The 17,052-nt window shown below is 53.1% G+C and carries 14 protein-coding genes and 2 rRNA genes; 7 read left to right on the forward strand and 9 right to left on the reverse strand.

The genetic code is table 11. From position 1 onward, the window contains the following. Positions 1-125: 125 nt before the first annotated feature. Together NDQ72_16870 and NDQ72_16875 are read right to left on the reverse strand one after the other, a co-directional pair. A complete protein-coding gene (locus NDQ72_16870) occupies positions 126-2,459 on the reverse strand; it encodes an AsmA family protein (protein ID WKD27693.1) in 2,334 nt (777 codons plus the stop codon). After that, positions 2,456-2,941 carry a PanM family protein gene (locus NDQ72_16875; GenBank protein ID WKD27694.1) on the reverse strand — a complete coding sequence of 162 codons (486 nt, stop codon included), beginning with the start codon at positions 2,939-2,941 and terminating at the stop codon, positions 2,456-2,458. The genes NDQ72_16870 and NDQ72_16875 overlap by 4 nt, the downstream gene beginning before the upstream one ends. Positions 2,942-3,147: 206 nt before the next feature. On the opposite strand from NDQ72_16875, the gene hisB reads away from it, so the two are divergent. From hisB to NDQ72_16900, 5 genes are read left to right on the forward strand one after another with little or no spacing between them, the layout of a single operon-like run. After that, positions 3,148-3,741, forward strand: coding sequence for an imidazoleglycerol-phosphate dehydratase HisB (gene hisB / locus NDQ72_16880; GenBank protein ID WKD27695.1), 594 nt, complete (start codon positions 3,148-3,150; stop codon positions 3,739-3,741). Positions 3,742-3,793: 52 nt separating this feature from the next. After that, positions 3,794-4,435, forward strand: a complete 642-nt coding sequence (hisH, locus tag NDQ72_16885; GenBank protein WKD27696.1) for an imidazole glycerol phosphate synthase subunit HisH — start codon at positions 3,794-3,796, stop codon at positions 4,433-4,435. An 11-nt stretch (positions 4,436-4,446) separates the two neighbouring features. After that, positions 4,447-5,193 carry a 1-(5-phosphoribosyl)-5-[(5-phosphoribosylamino)methylideneamino]imidazole-4-carboxamide isomerase gene (gene hisA, locus NDQ72_16890; GenBank protein ID WKD27697.1) on the forward strand — a complete coding sequence of 249 codons (747 nt, stop codon included), beginning with the start codon at positions 4,447-4,449 and terminating at the stop codon, positions 5,191-5,193. After that, complete coding sequence (hisF, locus tag NDQ72_16895; protein WKD27698.1) at positions 5,190-5,963, forward strand: imidazole glycerol phosphate synthase subunit HisF; 774 nt, start codon at positions 5,190-5,192, stop codon at positions 5,961-5,963. The genes hisA and hisF overlap by 4 nt, the downstream gene beginning before the upstream one ends. Before the next feature lie 58 nt (positions 5,964-6,021). Beyond that, the gene (locus NDQ72_16900; GenBank protein ID WKD27699.1) at positions 6,022-6,528 is read left to right on the forward strand and encodes a hypothetical protein; all 507 of its coding nucleotides are present in this window, start codon (positions 6,022-6,024) and stop codon (positions 6,526-6,528) included. 13 nt (positions 6,529-6,541) lie between these two features. On the opposite strand, the gene NDQ72_16905 is transcribed toward NDQ72_16900, so the two are convergent. Beyond that, on the reverse strand, positions 6,542-7,144 hold the full coding sequence (locus tag NDQ72_16905) for a YjaG family protein (protein ID WKD27700.1): 603 nt from the start codon (positions 7,142-7,144) through the stop codon (positions 6,542-6,544). A gap of 112 nt (positions 7,145-7,256) precedes the next feature. Here NDQ72_16905 and NDQ72_16910 point away from each other — a divergent pair, with 112 nt between their 5' ends. Continuing rightward, positions 7,257-7,949, forward strand: coding sequence for a type 1 glutamine amidotransferase (locus NDQ72_16910; protein ID WKD27701.1), 693 nt, complete (start codon positions 7,257-7,259; stop codon positions 7,947-7,949). Positions 7,950-7,971: 22 nt separating this feature from the next. Here the strand turns inward: NDQ72_16910 and mnmH are convergent, their stop codons facing one another. The 4 genes from mnmH to NDQ72_16930 form a co-directional block, all read right to left on the reverse strand. Further along, a complete protein-coding gene (mnmH, locus tag NDQ72_16915; GenBank protein ID WKD27702.1) occupies positions 7,972-9,060 on the reverse strand; it encodes a tRNA 2-selenouridine(34) synthase MnmH in 1,089 nt (362 codons plus the stop codon). Continuing rightward, positions 9,057-10,094 carry a selenide, water dikinase SelD gene (selD, locus tag NDQ72_16920; protein ID WKD27703.1) on the reverse strand — a complete coding sequence of 346 codons (1,038 nt, stop codon included), beginning with the start codon at positions 10,092-10,094 and terminating at the stop codon, positions 9,057-9,059. Before selD ends, mnmH begins: the two co-directional genes overlap by 4 nt. 45 nt (positions 10,095-10,139) lie before the next feature. Beyond that, the gene (gene radA / locus NDQ72_16925; GenBank protein WKD30431.1) at positions 10,140-11,510 is read right to left on the reverse strand and encodes a DNA repair protein RadA; all 1,371 of its coding nucleotides are present in this window, start codon (positions 11,508-11,510) and stop codon (positions 10,140-10,142) included. A 109-nt stretch (positions 11,511-11,619) separates the two neighbouring features. Next, the gene (locus tag NDQ72_16930) at positions 11,620-12,069 is read right to left on the reverse strand and encodes a copper resistance protein NlpE (GenBank protein WKD27704.1); all 450 of its coding nucleotides are present in this window, start codon (positions 12,067-12,069) and stop codon (positions 11,620-11,622) included. Between the two features lie 164 nt (positions 12,070-12,233). Here NDQ72_16930 and hisC point away from each other — a divergent pair, with 164 nt between their 5' ends. Then, a complete protein-coding gene (hisC, locus tag NDQ72_16935; protein ID WKD27705.1) occupies positions 12,234-13,295 on the forward strand; it encodes a histidinol-phosphate transaminase in 1,062 nt (353 codons plus the stop codon). A gap of 415 nt (positions 13,296-13,710) precedes the next feature. On the opposite strand, the gene rrf is transcribed toward hisC, so the two are convergent. Both rrf and NDQ72_16945 read right to left on the reverse strand, forming a co-directional pair. Then, positions 13,711-13,826 (reverse strand): 5S ribosomal RNA (rrf, locus tag NDQ72_16940). A 118-nt stretch (positions 13,827-13,944) separates the two neighbouring features. Beyond that, a 23S ribosomal RNA gene (locus NDQ72_16945) occupies positions 13,945-16,837 on the reverse strand. Between the last annotated feature and the right edge of the window lie 215 nt (positions 16,838-17,052).

The following is a 17,052-nucleotide window of genomic DNA, read 5'->3' on the forward strand; positions in this document are numbered from 1 at the left end:
AAAACGGCACCCTGCAATTAGCCGTCAGTTGGCCTTGCTATTATGTGGCTAACTAACACGCAAAAAAGCGCCGGCGGTAAGGCCGGCGCACACTGATTGTATCGCTTCAAAACGTGCATGAATGCTCAGTTAAATAGACGACGGATTCCCTCACGCAGTTCCTGACCAGCGCCTTCTCCTAGGCGTTCATCAATTTGATCAAGCGAATCGCCCAGCCGCTCCTCAAGTTCTTCTTCAAGGCGGCCGCCTGCTTCATTACGTAGCAGGTCTATCACCGCTGCTTGGAAAGCCGAACGATCAAATCGGCACCACTGGGTTTTGTCGTCGCCCACATGGCCTTCACAGCGAACGGGAAGTGGCAACTGCTCTAAACGCGGGTTCACGTTACAGGCGGCATCTGCTGTGTCGACCAACCTAGCATTTGCTTCAGTCGTAAAATTCAGTGTATTGAGATTGAATTCGCCTTCACCCTGTACATCAATGCCAGGAAGGGTGATAAGCAAATCATCGCTGTTTACTACACCATTACGCACTTGGAAGGTCGCGTCAAACCGTTCAAAACGCGTATCAGGCTCCCATTCGCGCAGCGTGCCTTCGCCCTCTAGCTGCGCCACTATCTCGCACATTTGCTGAGAGATATTCGTTTGCAGAATAGCGCCATCGTTCAGTTGTGCACTTAGCTCGCCGTTAAGATTATTGATGAGCACGTCACGGCGATTGCCTTGAGTCGTCAGTGCACCTTCCAAGTTAAAGCGGCCTCGTAACGGTGATTCCTCTTCACTAAAGGTTTCAATGAGAGGTGCGACCTGAACATCACTGACACGTGGAGAAATCTGCCATTCCAGCACGTTTGCTGTCGCATCTAGACGGCCTGTCGAATTAAGCTCGCCCTCATAAAAACGTGACTCAAAGGCTGTCAGTTGGTGCACTCCATTCTCTCCGCGCAAGCTTAGCGAAGTGTCATCGAACGTTAATCCAGCCAGCACAAGCTGGTCGACGCTTAAGTCTCCCTCTAGCGATAGCGTGCTCAGCCATTCCTGAGGCAATAGTGCCCCATCGGTTTGGGCCAAGGCTTTGCGCAGTAAGCCTCGGCTAGCTTGTTGGGCGGTTTCCGGACCAGGCAGATAATGATCAATATTCAGTTGGTCGCCTTCCAGATTAAAGGCGAGCCGAGTACCGTCCAGCGCGGCGGAAATATTACCTGTAAAGGTGCTGTCGTCCACTACTAAGGAAAGACGCGGTAGATCAATACTCGTCATATCGCCTTCAATTGGGCTAGTCATCGCCACATCTCTCAGGGCACTTTCATTGGCCGTATTGAGAGTAATGCCTGCGCGAGATAACCAAGGCCGCAATGTAAAAGGCGCTGCGGTGAGTTGGCCGCTGTACTGAGGAGAGTCTAAAAACTTTTCGACATTGAGATGGCCACTGACTCTCAGCCCATCCGGCCCGGTTAACTGAGCATCTTTAAACTGAGCAGTTTGCGCCGCCCAGTCACTTTCCAAACCAAATGCCAACGAAAGCGCGAGGCTACCCTGCCAATTGTTTGGGTGACGTAAGCCCGCGTCAACGACACCCTCGCGAATCGTAAGTTGTTGCTCCCCCATTCGGGCAACTATTTCAGCTGCTTTCAAACTAAGCTGCTGCGGATCACTTTCGCCAGCGCGTCGCGTACGGGTCGTCAACTGGATATTTTCAAAAACCAACTGTTCATCTTTCAAACCTAAACGAAGACGAGTGTCGAGATTCACTTCGCTGCTCAGGTCGGGCGTACGCTCCAACACCTCAGCATCTAAGCGATTATGCTTAGTTAATGTGAACATGGTTTTTAAAGGGAAGGAGCGTAACGGATTGACGTTGGCGCCTGAAATATTGAGCGACTGAACACGCCAAAGCGCTTGGCTTTGCTCATCACGAAAACGAATATCAGCATTTTTCACTTCTACACTGGCAATATTCAGCACTACCGACAAATTGCCAGCATCTGCGTTGGGGCCAGCGCTTGCAGGCGCCAGTACCGTTTCCGCTGTTTCGTTACCTTGCTCTGCGAGGCGCTCTAGTAGCGGCTGCCAATTACCTTCGCCCTGTCCATCCTTTTCAAGGTTTAAGCGCATGCCATCTAGGGTTAAGCCGTCAACCGCGATTTCGCCGCGTAATAAAGGGGCAAAGGCGACGCTAACTTCAGCTCGCTCAATGGCGGCAAACGCACTCTCGTCCTGAGCTTGCTCTGGCAGCCACGCTTTTGCTTGCTCAACACTAACCCCTATACGCGGATAAAATGACCATGTAATTGGGCCTTCCAAGGCTAGATTCAGGCCAGTTTGTTCTTCTACCACCGCGGTTAGCCGAGGCTTGAAATCTTCTGGATCAAGAAAAGTGGTGACATACACCACTGCGGCAACGGCAACGATTGCTAAAATACCTACCGCAGCCAGCAAAATACGTAGTAGATGATTCATTGCCCTTTTCCTTGTGGGTCTAGCTCAACAAAATCACTGGTGATGGCATCATCCGACGGTGCGGACGATTCAGGGGCTACGGGGCGATAACCAAGCTTTGAGAGCAGTACTCGATCGGCTAACGGCAACGACGACGTTTCAATGCGCAGCACACGCCCTTCTTGTTTTGCCTGCTCCCCTAACAGTGCCATCAGTCGCGTGCCTACGCCACGCCGTCGAGTGGGTTTACGCACGCACAGCTCGGAGAGCAACCATGCGCGGTCAACTGCCTCTTTTATCGCCACCGCACCGAGCAGTCGATCGTTAAAATGTGCGCAGGCAAAAAAGTGCTGCCCTTTTAAATGCTGTTCAATAAAAGGGGTGACCGTTGGTGTAGGCATTCGCTCTTGGGGCGCATCTTCATAAATGCGTATTAGGTCAATACGCACCTGTTCCTCAGCTTCCCAACGGGCCTGGTCGACGTAATGCAATGTCACCGGCATGGTGAAATCCTCTTTGCCAAAGCAGCAAGGCTGCTATTCTACCGCCAGCAAAGGCGGCTACCTTTCGCGCATTGTAGCGGATGGGGGTGCCGATTCACTATAATGGTCGCTTTTGGCACAGGTTATGCTTTGATCTAGCGGTGTTAACATTACCCGACGATCCACCAATACCCCCTCAGAGTGCGCATCAGCGCAGGAGATGCAACATGTCAGCGCGTATTGCCACGGTAAGCCGTGACACCAACGAAACGCAGATTACGGTCAGCGTCAACCTTGATGGCGAAGGCCGTCTCCGCAGCGACACCGGCGTTCCGTTTCTTGACCATATGCTTGATCAAGTGGCTCGTCATGGGATGGTGGATCTCGACATTGACGCAAAAGGCGATCTGCACATCGATGATCACCATACAGTTGAAGATCTAGGCATTACCCTAGGCCAAGCATTTCACCAAGCGATCGGCGATAAACGCGGCATCTATCGCTACGGGCATGCTTACGTTCCTCTTGATGAAGCGTTGTCCCGTGTGGTTATCGACTTCTCCGGCCGTCCAGGTCTCTATATGAATGTCGACTTCACCCGCGATACCATTGGCCGTATGGATACCCAGCTGTTTTGGGAATTTTTCCAAGGCTTCGTCAACCATGCGCGCGTCACCCTGCATATTGACAATGTAAAAGGCTTTAATGCTCACCATCAGGCTGAGACTATATTTAAAGCATTTGGCCGCGCGCTGCGCATGGCGGTGGCAGAAGACCCGCGTATGGCGGGACAAATGCCGTCTACCAAAGGCAGCCTATAATGCCGGGTATTGCAGCGAGTGGTAGCTCGCCAACGATAACAAGGAGCGCTTTATGACCATCGCGGTAATCGATTATGGAATGGGCAACCTGCACTCTGTGGCAAAAGCGCTTGAGCACGTCACCCACGAAAATGTGATTATTACTCGCGACCCTCGACGTATTTTAGGTGCAACGCGCCTAGTACTCCCGGGCCAGGGGGCAATTCGGGACTGTGTAGGCGAGCTGGAACGTACCGAGCTACGCGGCTTAGTCGATGACATCCTTACCCGCCAAGCTAAACCACTATTGGGTATTTGCGTGGGCCAGCAAATGCTGATGGAACGTAGCGAAGAGAACGGTGGCGTAGATTGCCTGGGCTTTTTCCATGGCAGCGTTGATCGTTTTCCGGCCAATATGCGCGATGATTACGAACAGCGCTTGAAAGTCCCGCACATGGGCTGGAACCTTGTGGCGCAACATCACGATCACCCGCTATGGTCAGGCATTGACGATAACGAACACTTCTATTTTGTGCACAGCTACTACGTCAATGCGACTGACGACGCTCAAGTGTTTGGTACTACCCAGTACGGCAAGGTTTGCGCCCATGTAGCGATTGGCCGTGACGCCACCTTCGCTGTGCAGTTCCATCCTGAAAAAAGCTCCCGCGCGGGCCTTCGCCTGCTAGAAAATTTTGTCACCTGGACGCCCTGAGAGGTTTCACAATGTTGGTAATTCCCGCGATTGATCTCAAAGACGGCCAGTGTGTGCGCTTGAAGCAAGGCCGCATGGAAGATTCAACGTCCTACGGCGATGACCCTGTTGCCATGGCCGCTCGCTGGGTAGAAGCGGGTGCTCGCCGCCTGCACTTGGTTGACCTAAACGGCGCTTTTGAAGGCAAGCCGATGAACGGCGAGGCAGTCACCGCAATTGCGCGCGCCTACCCTAAGCTGCCCATCCAAATTGGCGGCGGTATCCGCTCAGCGGAAACCATTGAGCATTATTTAAATGCCGGGGTTTCTTACGTCATTATTGGCACCAAAGCGGTTAAAGAGCCGAACTTCGTGGGTGAAATGTGCCGTGCGTTCCCAGGCCACATTATTGTTGGCCTGGATGCTAAAGATGGCTATGTGGCCACCGATGGCTGGGCGGAAGTATCTACTTTAAAGGCGACCGAACTCGCCAAGCGCTTTGCCAATGACGGCGTTTCCAGCATTGTCTATACCGACATTGCCCGCGATGGCATGATGCAAGGCGTCAATGTAGAAGCCACGGCTGCGCTAGCCCGCGAAGGCGGCTTACCGGTGATTGCTTCCGGCGGCGTCACCAATTTAGACGACATTCGTGCGCTGTGTGATGTCGCTGACAGCGGCATTTTAGGCGCGATTACCGGCCGCGCGATCTATGAAGGCAGCCTCGATGTGGCAGAAGCTCAGCGCTTGAGCGATCAGCTTAGCGGAGGCGACAAATGAGTTTAGCGAAACGTATTATCCCTTGCTTAGATGTCGATGCCGGACGTGTGGTGAAAGGCGTTAACTTTGTAGGCATCCGTGATGCAGGCGACCCGGTCGAAATCGCCCAGCGCTATAACCAGCAGGGTGCTGATGAAATCACCTTCCTCGACATTACCGCCAGCCATGAAAACCGTGACACAACGGTCGACATGGTAGAGCGCATTGCCGGTGAAGTGTTTATTCCCCTCACCGTGGGGGGAGGCATCCGCAGCTGCGATGATATTCGCACGATGCTGAATGCAGGGGCTGATAAAGTCTCCATCAATACCGCCGCGGTGACCAACCCTGAGTTTGTTCGCGAAGCCGCCGAGCGCTTTGGCAGCCAATGTATTGTGGTGGCGATTGACGCTAAGAAGGTGTCTAAAGAAGGCGAGCCTCATCGCTGGGAAATATTCACTCACGGTGGGCGTCGACCAACGGGACTGGATGCCATCGAGTGGGCCAAAAAGATGGTAGAGTTTGGTGCTGGCGAGTTATTGCTAACCAGTATGGATCGCGACGGCACTAAAGTGGGTTTTGATCTGGGGGTTACCCACGCTATTTCTGAAGCCGTCAGCGTGCCGGTGATTGCTTCTGGCGGCGTAGGAAACTTGGATCACTTAGTAGACGGCGTACTCAAAGGTGGTGCCGATGCGGTATTGGCAGCAAGCATCTTCCACTTTGGTGAATATACGATACCAGAAGCAAAACGCTACATGGCGGAACGTGGCATCGAAATGCGCCTTTAACAAAACCTCCTAGTAGCGAAACCACTTAGCAAAAAGCCCTTCTCTCAGGAGCAGTGACATGCCTCGTTATTATCAATGGGCAGGAGGGATAGCTGGGATTTGGCTGAGCACTACTGTCTCAGCCTTTTCTTTGCCAGATTGGCCTCCTTCCTTAGAACTCGATCACACACTGGTGCAAACCAGTTTGCTAACGCGCCACTTCGATCCTGACCCTGACCATACCAATCAGCAAAAACTGGCAAGCGTTGAACTACATAATCCAGACCGCTGGTTAGCAGGGGCAGCATGGTTTAAAAACTCATTTGATCAACCAACCTGGTATTTTTATGCTGGGCGTGAATTCCCTCTTTGGCAATTTGCCGAAGAGATCAACGTACGCGCTAAGCTAACTGGCGGGTTACTACACGGCTATAAAGGTGAATATCGCGACAAGATTCCCTTTAACCATTTAGGCACGGCGCCTGCACTGCTACCCAGCATTGGCGTGCAATGGGGGCGTGTAGAATCAGACCTTATCATCTTCGGCACCGCCGGCATGATGGTCACGGCGGGCCTGCGGTTTTAACCAGCTTCGACCGTTACTCCTCGCCCTCGTCTAAGGTTAAACCAAGATTACTAATGCCGTTATTACGCCCTAGCTGACGAATTTCTTTTAGGGAGGTTTTATTAATTGGCTCGCTCACGGCGTCCAAAACAGCGTCCTGGAAATCATTTTCGTCGGCCATCAAGGGATGGTCGCGAATGATCAGCGCAAGCGCCTGGGCATCTTCTTCACCTTCCGTTAGCTCGATAAAAGCGCGAACGCCCGCTCGCGAGGTGCGACTGACATCTAACACGGCTTCAGGCGACTCCCCTAGCAGCGTATCCAGCAGCGCGGATACAGACACAACAGCATCTAACGCTCGGCGCGCGCCAAAGCTCTCATCATCTTCAGGAGGTTCGCACTCAGCCAGTTTTTCCGCTTGCCGAGCAAAGTCAATGCTCGCATTCGAAACGCTCAGACGCTCCCACACCAGGCTCAGTACAGTCTGCAGTGTATGCTCGTCACCTAACCCCGTGGTTTGTTGATAAAGCGCGTAGTTAGGTAGCAGACGTTCACACAAAGCTGCCATAAACGCTTGCTGAGCGGGCAACGGCAACTGTTGAAGCCGCTGGTAAAATCCTAGGGGTTTAGCCACCATGCTGATTTCCTGGGTCACAATATTGGTGAAATGAACGCGATACGTTATCGTCGCACAAACGCGGCAGGAGATCCCTATCGCGTTATTAACATCGGCCGGCGAGGAGATTACCATGCATATCCATCTGCTACAGCACGGCCCTGACCATGGCCCCGCTCGTCTAACTGACTGGCTTGAAAGTATGGGCCATAGTTACACCGTTTTTCATCTTTATGCGGGCGAGCTAACCCCACGACCAGGTGAGTGCGACGCGCTAATTATACTGGATGGCCCTGAACGTCTAGTAAATGATCCGCCCGATTGGTTTAAAGCCGAACGCAAGCTGATTAACCGCTATCTGGATGGGCAGAAACCATTATTGGGTATTGGCTTGGGCGCACTGTGGATAGCGGAGGCGCTGGATGCCGTTATTGCACCAGGCACCTACCCTGAAATTGGCTGGCACCAAATAACACTTGCCCCAGAAAGCACCTTTGACCTACCCGAACAATTTGAGGCATTTATGAGGCACCGCCTCGTGTTTAGCTTACCGGAAAGCGCACTACCGCTAGGCGGCAGTGCAGCAGCACCACTGCAAGGTTTTTCGTGGGACGCCGGGCGTGTCGTCGGTTTACTGTGTCATTTCGAAGCGACGGCTTCCAGCGTATCACCACTGCTCAATGCCGATGAGTGGCCACAGCCAAAAACTGCCTCAGCAGGACGTTTTATACAAACCAGTGAACAGATCCTAGAAGATGCTGGACGCTTTCATCAGTTAGCCCCACTGCTAGACCGCGTGATGACCCAATGGCTGAAAGCGGCATAAGCTATAGATGAATACAACGCCGCTAAGCGCTCCACTGCCTAGCGGCTTCTAAGCAGCTTTCCCAATCGCCAACATGCAGTTCCACAGGACGGTTATCTCGCTGCTTTTCAAGATGATAGCGATAAAGTGGGTCGTAATATTCGGTCAACAGTGGCGCAAGCCATGCTTCGTGGGCTTGAATATTCCCTAGTGCATGGGCATCAAAAGCCATACCTTGTAATCGCTGTAGACGCTGCAATCGGGCATTGCCTAAGCGTTTCGCCAAACGCTCCAGGGCATTGGCTAATTGGAGTCGCATACGTTGCCAGCCCTCTTGCTGGCCGTAACGGGCAGTGTAGCGCTGTTCAAGTGCTTCAATATAGTCGCGACGCAACTGCTCTAAACGCCAATCCAAGGGCATCTCAATGCGTATTCGCGGCGCACGTTGCAGAGCATGCCAAAAGGTAAGCGGAATATTGGCGTTACCGATTTGCCGCGACTCATCTTCTACCACTAAGCTTCCCGTCAGCCCAATTAAGCGCTTGGCTAAGGCATGCTCAAAATCAATTTGTGTTGTCGGCTCTTCTGGCTGCCTCCCAAAAGCCGATCCTTTATGGTTGGCAAACGCCTCCAGATCAATGCCGTTACTCAATTGATTAATTAGCGTCGTTTTCGCGCAACCCGTCAGCCCCGCCACGACCAGCATCGGCTGGCTGGCAGCCTCATCGATGCGCTGACATAGCCGTTGCCGCATCGCTTTCCAGCCATCGTCAATGCGCGGCCGATTGATGCCTCCATCAGCAAGCCATTGCTGTGCAATTTGCGAACGAAGCCCTCCGCGAAAACAGTAGATAATGGCGTCTGGTTGACGCGCTACGTACTCCAGCCACCCGTCAACGCGTGCTCGCTTAGTGTCACCGCTGACTAAACGTTCACCTAAACCGATTGCCGCCTGCTGTCCGTGCTGTTTATAAGCAATACCAACTTGATGGCGCTCATCATCAACCATTAACGGTAAGTTAACCGCGCCAGGCAAACTGCCTTGCACAAATTCAACCGGGGCGCGCACATCAATCAGCGGTGTTGTTTGCGCGATTAAGTTCAATGATGCCGGAACAGTGGCTAGCGTCATCCAATGACCTCAATCAAAACGTCGCCTTGAGCTGCCTTCATGGTACCAAACGGTACCAAGGTAAGGCTGTGCTCACGACCAATACGCTCTACATCATCTTCCCAGGCAGGGTCGACACTGACCAGCAAACCGCCTGACGTCTGAGGATCACACAGCCATTGCCAGTGAGCGTCGTCCATCACTGGCAACGCTTTACCAAGGGCTTCGCGGTTGCGCAGCGAACCTCCGGGGACAGCGCCCTGCCGACGGTAAGCTTCGGCTTCGGCTAAACGGGGTAAGCGGCGAAAATCGATCTGCGCCATCACACCGCTTGCGCTGCACATTTCAGCTAAGTGCCCAGCAAGGCCAAACCCGGTGACATCCGTCATAGCGTTAACGCCCTTCACCTTAGCTAACTCAACACCGATATGGTTGGGCTTGAGCATCGTTTCACGGGCAAGGCCGTGGTGCCCAGCCTCTAACAAACCACGTTTTTCGGCTGTGGTTAGTAGCCCTACGCCAAGTGGTTTGGTTAGAAATAACAGGTCACCAGACTTTGCTTGGCTGTTGAGCTTTAACTGCGCTAAATCGACTAACCCGTTGACCGCCAAACCAAACATCGGCTCAGGAGCGTCGATCGAGTGACCGCCCGCTAACGCTACCCCTAGCTCACGACAAACAGCCTGGGCACCGGCAACAACATCTCCCGCGATTTCTGCGCTGAGTTTATCCAGCGGCCAACCTAAAATCCCTAATGCCATAACCGGCGTGCCACCCATGGCATACACATCGCTAATCGCGTTAGTGGCAGCAATACGACCAAAATCAAAGGGGTCATCAACAATCGGCATAAAGAAATCGGTGGTCGCAATCATGCCGCGGCCATCACCCAAATCATACACCGCTGCGTCTTCGCGTCCTTTGTTACCGACAATGAGCCGCTTATGGCCCGCGGCGGGCCCCGCTTTAGCAAGAATCCCATCCAGCACATCTGGTGCAATTTTGCAGCCGCAACCCGCTCCGTGACTATATTGGGTTAACCGAATTGCACTCATGGCACCTCTCCTTAGTCTTAATGCTTTTCCTTAGCATAGCTTACGCTACAGCGCTTCCAGGGCATCGCTCAATTTATCGACAGGGATAACCTCCATTCCCTTCGGAGCCTGCTTAGGTGCGTTGCCGCGCGGAACAATTGCTCTTAGAAAACCGTGCTTAGCCGCTTCGGCAATGCGTTCTTGCCCACTGGGCACCGGCCGAATTTCTCCTGAAAGCCCCACTTCGCCAAACACCACTAGCTCTTTTGGCAGTGCGCGATTTTGTAGACTGGACACCACGGCTAACAGCACCGCTAAGTCAGCACTGGTTTCGAGCACTTTCACCCCACCCACTACGTTAAGGAAGACATCTTGATCACCGGTAAATAGACCACCGTGGCGATTTAACACGGCTAGCAGCATGGCAAGCCGGTTTTGATCGACGCCCACGGCAACCCGACGAGGATTACCCAGGGCGGACTCATCCACCAATGCCTGCACTTCCACTAGAATTGGCCGAGTGCCTTCCCACACCACCATGACCAAGCTACCAGGTGCCTGCTCTTCTTGGCGTGAGAGGAAAATCGCGCTGGGGTTTTTAACCTCTTTCAAACCTTGCTCGAGCATTGCAAACACACCCAGCTCATTCACCGCGCCGAAGCGGTTTTTCTGGCCGCGGAGCGTTCTAAATCGAGAATCAGCTCCGCCCTCTAATAGCAACGAAGCATCAATCATGTGCTCCAGCACTTTAGGGCCCGCCAGCGTGCCATCTTTGGTCACATGTCCAACCAGCAAAAGAACCGTGTTCGTTTGCTTAGCGAAGCGTGTCAGCGCTGCCGCAGATTCCCGCACCTGGGCAACGCCACCCGGCGCAGAGCTGATATCTTCCAGATGCATGGTCTGGATGGAGTCAATCACCAGAATCTCTGGCTTCTCTCGTTCAGACACCGCCAAGATGGTTTCCACGCTGGTCTCGGCCAACATTTTCAAGCCATTAGTAGGCAGCTGTAAGCGGTGGGCGCGCATGGCGACTTGGGAAAGCGACTCCTCCCCAGTGACATATAGAATACGCCGCTGCTGAGCGAGCTTGCAGGCAGTTTGTAGAAGCAGTGTAGATTTACCAGCGCCTGGATTCCCCCCCAGTAACACAGCAGAACCCGGCACTAAGCCACCACCCAGCACACGGTCAAACTCGGCAAAGGTCGAGGTAAGGCGAGGAACCTCACTGAGATCCACATTGCCAAGATCCACTACATCTCTCGACAGGTCTCCAGCATAGCCCGCCCGTCCCGTCGCAGCACCACCTCCAGGTCGCGCACTGGCCAAACGAATCTCACTTAGCGTGTTCCACTCCTGGCAGCTGGAGCACTGGCCTTGCCACTTTCGATACTCTGCACCGCACTCGGTACATACAAAGGCACTTTTCGCTTTCGCCACCGCCATGTTGCTCCTGTAGATATCTTGATGTCGCCACTGAGATTTATGCATCAGATCGCTAGAAATGCAAAAGGCGGCCAATGGCCGCCTTTGAGCGTCGCTTCACACTTTATTGACGCTGTAACTGCAGCATTTCGCCGTTCTCGAAACGACGACGCTCTGGGTCAATCAGCTCCAACGTGCGCTCACTGATACGCTGGAAGTAGTAAATCTGACCATCGCCATTCGGCGTTAATTCATAGACAGTAGCATCTGGATCAGACGGCGTGCCTGTCAACACTTCCCAGTTACCTGCGTAGTTTTCGTCTGGTGGTGTTTGTGGATGATTACGATACGTGGCGTTTAACGTGAACGTCCGTTCTTCAGGAGCACTCATTTCTTCGCCTATCATCGTCACATCCAAGTCGATACCATCGCAGTTGCGGCAAGGCAGCGTACCTTGGTAATTGACTTGAGAAGCAGTCATTCCTGCATCTTCACCCTGGCCAGTCGGGCCAGCTGCACAGCCCGCCAGCAGTGCCAACATAGCCGAGCCGGCTAGCAAACTCCTAAATTGCATTGAGTGTCTCCTTATCGTGTTGGACATACATTTCTTTCGCGCGCTTATGACAGCATAACCGCTACAAGGTGCGACGCCCACCCCCTTACTGACTTGAATGCTTGCGCTTGGGCGGCCACCGGGTGACCATGGGGTATTAACATTAGGATAATCAGGTTACCCGCATGAGCCAATACTGGAGTCCAGCTGTTCGGGAGCTTACCCCCTATGTGCCAGGTGAGCAGCCCCGTGAACAGGTTATTAAACTCAACACTAATGAAAACCCTTACCCACCTGCGCCAGGGGTGAGCAAGGCGCTGCGCAATTATGCCACCGATCATTTGCGCCTGTATCCTGACCCTACCTCTCATGCCCTGCGTACAGCGCTGGCAGAAAGCTATGGGGTTAGCGTCGCCGAGACCTTCGTCGGCAATGGGTCCGATGAAGTGCTAGCGTTTGCGTTTCAGGCTTTCTTCTGCCATGACGCACCGCTGGATGTCCCCTCAATCACCTATAGCTTCTATCCTGTTTACGCCAATCTTTATGGCGTCACGCTTCGCAAACACCCACTAAATGCCCAGTGGGAAGTTGATATTGATGCCCTGGCGAGCACCTCAGAGCGCAGCGGCGTTATTTTTGCCAACCCAAACGCGCCGACTGGACACGCGCACTCCCTCGAAACCATTGAGGCTCTGCTTAAGCGCGTGACAAACCGGGTTGTATTAATTGATGAGGCTTATGTTGATTTCGGCGCAGAAAGCGCTGTCGCCTTAGTTAAGCGCTACCCTAATCTGCTCGTCACGGGAACGTTCTCTAAATCACGTAGCTTGGCTGGGTTGCGCTTGGGCTATGCCATTGGCTCCCCTGAGCTGATTGATGGCCTTCAGCGGGTCAAAGACTCGTTTAACTCCTATCCCGTCGATAGTCTAGCGAGCCTCATCGGCATTGAAGCCCTTAAGGATGAAGAACATTTTAACGCCTGCCGAAATAATGTGATCACGACTCGAGAGCGCACACGTCAGCGTCTTGAGCAGCTAGGCTTTGAAGTACTGCCATCAAAAGCCAACTTCGTGCTTGCTCAACACCCTAACATTGAAGGTGCTCAGCTGTTTGCAGGCCTCCGCGAGCGAGGAGTTTTGGTACGTCACTTTAATACTGACGCGCTCAACAACTTCTTGCGCATCACCATCGGCACAGATGATGAAATGGATAGTTTAATAGAGGCACTGGAAGCAATCTGCCGCTAATTTTCACCGTTCCATGCATAAAAATCCTCAGTGCACGAGGCTCTGAGGGATTTTTCAGACAGTCCATAACCAATAGCACCAACAAAAACCCCAGCTTCAGTTGAAGCTGGGGTTTTTGTTAATAAGTGCCTGACGATGACGCCCCCCCAGCCCTCCACGCCGCCCTTGTTGTCATTCCCGCAGGCCCTGCCCTTGTCATTCCCGCAGGCTCTTAGCGGGAATCCATGTTGAGCTGGGGTTTCGGGCTGCAGGTCAAGGTCAAGGCCAAGGTGGATTCCCGATAACCCCACTCGGGAATGACAGTGCGGTAAACGCTTCGGCAGGTGGCCGCTTTGTGATAGGGGGCAGAGGGTGCTTTTTTCTTCCGCGCAAACAAAAAACCCAGCCGGTTGGCTGGGTTCTTTGTTCAATAAGTGCCTGACGATGACCTACTCTCGCATGGGGAGACCCCACACTACCATCGGCGCTAAGCGGTTTCACTTCTGAGTTCGGCATGGGATCAGGTGGTTCACGCGTGCTATGGTCGTCAGGCGTAACTTGTAATGCATATCATGCTGATCTGTTTTGTGGCGTCTCTCGTCTCCTGTCACCGACAGGAAGCGCGTATCCGGTTTTCGTTATCACTGCGACCAGACCCCTTGGGTGTTATAGGGTCAAGCCTCACGGGCCATTAGTACACGTTAGCTCAACGCCTTGCAGCGCTTCCACACCGTGCCTATCAACCAGCTGGTCTCGCTGGGCCCTTCAGGAGGCTCTAGGCCTCAGGGATGTCTCATCTTGAAGGGGGCTTCCCGCTTAGATGCTTTCAGCGGTTATCCCGTCCGCACATAGCTACCCGGCAATGCCACTGGCGTGACAACCGGAACACCAGAGGTGCGTCCACTCCGGTCCTCTCGTACTAGGAGCAGCCCTTCTCAAACATCCAACGCCCACGGCAGATAGGGACCGAACTGTCTCACGACGTTCTAAACCCAGCTCGCGTACCACTTTAAATGGCGAACAGCCATACCCTTGGGACCGACTTCAGCCCCAGGATGTGATGAGCCGACATCGAGGTGCCAAACACCGCCGTCGATGTGAACTCTTGGGCGGTATCAGCCTGTTATCCCCGGAGTACCTTTTATCCGTTGAGCGATGGCCCTTCCATACAGAACCACCGGATCACTAGAACCTGCTTTCGCACCTGCTCGACGTGTCTGTCTCGCAGTCAAGCACCCTTATGCTCTTGCACTCACTGCACGATGTCCGACCGTGCTGAGGGTACCTTCGTGCTCCTCCGTTACTCTTTGGGAGGAGACCGCCCCAGTCAAACTACCCACCACACACTGTCCTCGATCCGGATAACGGACCTGAGTGAGAACGCCAATGATGCCAGGCTGGTATTTCAAGGTTGGCTCCCCTCGAACTGGCGTCCGAGATTCAAAGCCTCCCAGCTATCCTACACAGGCAACATCAGCGTCCAGTGTGAAGCTATAGTAAAGGTTCACGGGGTCTTTCCGTCTAGCCGCGGGTACACCGCATCTTCACGGCGATTTCAATTTCACTGAGTCTCGGGTGGAGACAGCGTGGCCATCATTACGCCATTCGTGCAGGTCGGAACTTACCCGACAAGGAATTTCGCTACCTTAGGACCGTTATAGTTACGGCCGCCGTTTACCGGGGCTTCAATCAAGAGCTTCGGACGAATCCTAACACCATCATTTAACCTTCCGGCACCGGGCAGGCGTCACACCCTATACGTCCGCTTGCGCGTTAGCAGAGTGCTGTGTTTTTACTAAACAGTTGCAGCCACCTGGTATCTTCGACCGGTTCGGGCTTAGAGAGCAAGTCTCGTCACCCTACGCCGGCGTGCCTTCTCCCGAAGTTACGGCACCATTTTGCCTAGTTCCTTCACCCGAGTTCTCTCAAGCGCCTTGGGATTCTCACCCTGACCACCTGTGTCGGTTTGGGGTACGGTCGCACATGATCTGAAGCTTAGAGGCTTTTCCTGGAAGCGTGGCATCAATGACTTCCTGACCGTAGTCAGTTCGTTTCGTGTCTCGGCCTTAAAGGGTCCCGGATTTACCTAAGACCCAAGCCTACTCACTTTCACCAGGACAACCAACGCCTGGCTCACCTAGCCTTCTCCGTCCCCCCATCGCAATCATGTCCGGTACAGGAATATTGACCTGTTTCCCATCGACTACGCCTTTCGGCCTCGCCTTAGGGGCCGACTCACTCTGCTCCGATTAGCGTCGAACAGAAACCCTTGGTCTTCCGGCGAGGGAGTTTTTCACTCCCTTTATCGTTACTCATGTCAGCATTCGCACTCGTGATACCTCCAGCAGACTTCTCAATCCACCTTCATTGGCTTACACGACGCTCCTCTACCGCTCACACATAGTGTGAACCCGTAGCTTCGGTACCTGGTTTAGCCCCGTTACATCTTCCGCGCAGGCCGACTCGACTAGTGAGCTATTACGCTTTCTTTAAAGGATGGCTGCTTCTAAGCCAACCTCCTAGCTGTCTGAGCCTTCCCACATCGTTTCCCACTTAACCAGGATTTCGGGACCTTAGCTGACGGTCTGGGTTGTTTCCCTTTTCACGACGGACGTTAGCACCCGCCGTGTGTCTCCCACGCTTGCACTCACCGGTATTCGGAGTTTGCCTCGGGTTGGTAAGTCGGGATGACCCCCTAGCCGAAACAGTGCTCTACCCCCGGCGGTGATACGTGAGGCGCTACCTAAATAGCTTTCGAGGAGAACCAGCTATCTCCGAGCTTGATTAGCCTTTCACTCCGATCCACAAGTCATCCAAATCTTTTTCAACAGATCCTGGTTCGGTCCTCCAATTGATGTTACTCAATCTTCAACCTGCTCATGGATAGATCGCTCGGTTTCGGGTCTATATCCAGCGACTGTGTCGCCCAGTTAAGACTCGGTTTCCCTACGGCTCCCCTAAACGGTTAACCTCGCCACTGAATATAAGTCGCTGACCCATTATACAAAAGGTACGCAGTCACAGAACAAGTCTGCTCCTACTGCTTGTACGCACACGGTTTCAGGATCTATTTCACTCCCCTCTCCGGGGTTCTTTTCGCCTTTCCCTCACGGTACTGGTTCACTATCGGTCAGCCAGGAGTATTTAGCCTTGGAGGATGGTCCCCCCGTCTTCAGTCAAGGTTTCTCGTGCCCCGACCTACTCGATTTCACATGATCAGATTTTCGACTACGGGGCTATCACCCACTATGGCCGCGCTTCCCAGCGCATTCGCCTAATCAGTCACATGCTTAAGGGCTGGTCCCCGTTCGCTCGCCGCTACTAGGGGAATCTCGGTTGATTTCTTTTCCTCAGGGTACTTAGATGTTTCAGTTCCCCTGGTTCGCCTCTTACGCCTATATATTCAGCGCAAGATACTCATCTTATGATGAGTGGGTTTCCCCATTCAGAAATGCCCGGGTCACAGGTTGTTTGCCACCTCGCCGAGCCTTATCGCAGGCTTCCACGTCTTTCATCGCCTCTGGCTGCCTAGGCATCCACCGTGTGCGCTTCATTGCTTGACCCTATAACCCGAAGGAGTCTGGTGTCTCGCAATGATAACGATTGCCGGATACGCTTGAGACGTATCACAAAACAATTACGTATAAACGTTTTAAAACGTTTATGTCAGCATGATATACATTGTTAAAGAGCGACTGCTATGCGCAGTGATAAGCGAGTGCTTTTTTCACATTAAAAGGAAAAGAAAGGTCTTTTAAATAAGATCTTAAAAAAGGTC

The organism is Halomonas sp. KG2, assembly GCA_030440445.1.
Taxonomy (GTDB): Bacteria; Pseudomonadota; Gammaproteobacteria; order Pseudomonadales; family Halomonadaceae; genus Vreelandella.